Source organism: Escherichia sp. MOD1-EC7003, from assembly GCF_002965065.1.
Classification (GTDB): domain Bacteria; phylum Pseudomonadota; class Gammaproteobacteria; order Enterobacterales; family Enterobacteriaceae; genus Escherichia.
In genome coordinates, this window is record NZ_PTRE01000319.1 from 1 (window position 1) to 237 (window position 237).

1 protein-coding gene is annotated in these 237 nt (G+C 53.6%); it reads right to left on the minus strand.

The window, feature by feature from the left end; translation table 11 throughout:
- Nucleotides 1-40: 40 nt before the first annotated feature.
- A partial coding sequence (locus A7090_RS25580; protein WP_157941511.1) for a zinc ribbon domain-containing protein occupies nucleotides 41-237 on the minus strand: 197 nt, incomplete at its 5' end.

Below are 237 nucleotides of genomic sequence, written 5' to 3' on the forward strand. Positions count from 1 at the left end.
GTGACTGCTCCCCGCCGTAAACGGCGAGGCTTCCCACTTCTTAGGCTGCAACTGGCATAGAGCCAGACTTACGCAAGCCTCGATGGGCTTTGACGACAAGTCCTGCCGCCATTAATTCTGTTATGCCTTTGTGCTGTATGTTGAGCGCCGCGTTTATATCGCGGTCATGTTCAACATTACAGCCGGGGCATTTCCATTCGCGCACCTTGAGCGGCATTTCTGACATTTTGTGACCGC